Source organism: Rhodanobacter thiooxydans LCS2 (assembly GCF_000264375.1).
Taxonomy (GTDB): domain Bacteria; phylum Pseudomonadota; class Gammaproteobacteria; order Xanthomonadales; family Rhodanobacteraceae; genus Rhodanobacter; species Rhodanobacter thiooxydans.
Genome location: NZ_AJXW01000030.1, coordinates 1 through 1,256, shown reverse-complemented (window position 1 = coordinate 1,256; position 1,256 = coordinate 1). Strand labels below are relative to the sequence as shown.

Sequence of the window (1,256 nt, the reverse complement as noted above, 5' to 3'; positions counted from 1 at the left end):
GTACTGGTCTAATGCTTTCGGACACCTCGATAAGGGATGATTTCCCCCAACGAGGACGAAAAGACATGAACCTATCCACCCGCCGGACCTTCGATGCCACGTTCAAGCTGCAGGTGGTCCAGATGATTCGAGACCAGGGCGTGAGCGTCGGGCAGGTGTGCCGCGACATGAACCTGGTGGACAGCGCGGTTCGCCGCTGGCTGGCCCAGTACGCCGCCGAGCAGAGCGGCGGCCCCGGCATCGGCAAGCCGCTGACGGCCGAGCAACAGCGCATTCGTCAATTGGAAGTCGAGAACCGACGCTTGCGCGAGGACAACGACTTGCTAAAAAAAGCATCGGCCTTCTTTGCCCGGGAACTGAAGTGATCTACCGCATGATCGATCAGTGGCAAGAGAAGGCCGAGCTGACCCAGCTGTGCCGTGTACTCGAGGTCAGTCGCTCGGGGTTCTACGCCGCGCGCCGGCGCTGGCACGCTACGCCGGCGATCTGCGCAACCGGCGTCCACCTGCAGGCGGCGTTCGCGGCCAGTGGCGGCAACTACGGCAGTCGGCGGCTGTGTGCGGCCTTGCGCACGCAGGGGCTGACGCTCGGTCGCCACCGCGTGCGTCGCCTGATGAAGCACCATGGCTTGCGCGCACGCTGGAAACGCAAGTTCACCGCCACCACCAACAGCGCGCATGCACTGCCAGTGGCGGACAACGTGCTCGATCGTCAATTCCAGCCCGCGGCTGTTGACCGGGCCTGGGCGGCAGACATCACCTACATCCGCACCCGCAGCGGCTGGCTCTACCTGGCGGCGGTGATCGACCTGTTCTCACGCAAGATCGTCGGCTGGGCCATGGCGCCGAGCATGCCGGCCGAACTGGTCTGTGCGGCCTTGCAGATGGCCATCGCCGCACGCCAACCCCAACCGGGGCTGCTGATGCACTCCGACCGCGGCAGCCAGTACGCCAGCGAAGCCCATCGCTCGCTGCTGGCCGAACACGGACTGGTCGCCAGCATGAGTCGCAAGGGCAACTGCTGGGACAACGCCGTCATGGAACGCTTCTTCCTGAATCTCAAGATGGAACGCGTCTGGCAGCGCAACTACGCCAACCACGCCGAGGCGGTCAACGACATCACCGACTACCTCGTCAACTTCTACAACCCCATCCGGCTGCACTCCACACTCGGCTACCGCTCGCCCAACGACTACGAAAAGGCGGCTGCAGCCTGAACCGCCCTATCAGCGTGTCCGAAAATACTTGACCACTACA

1 protein-coding gene is annotated in these 1,256 nt (G+C 63.9%); it reads left to right on the top strand.

Annotated features, from left to right (window positions below; all coding sequences use genetic code 11):
- Positions 1 to 65 precede the first annotated feature (65 nt).
- A protein-coding gene (locus tag UUA_RS06875) for an IS3 family transposase (protein ID WP_202946896.1) occupies positions 66 to 1,216 on the top strand; the annotation gives its coding sequence in 2 pieces (ribosomal slippage) (positions 66 to 336 and positions 336 to 1,216; 1,152 coding nt in all).
- Positions 1,217 to 1,256: the final 40 nt, after the last annotated feature.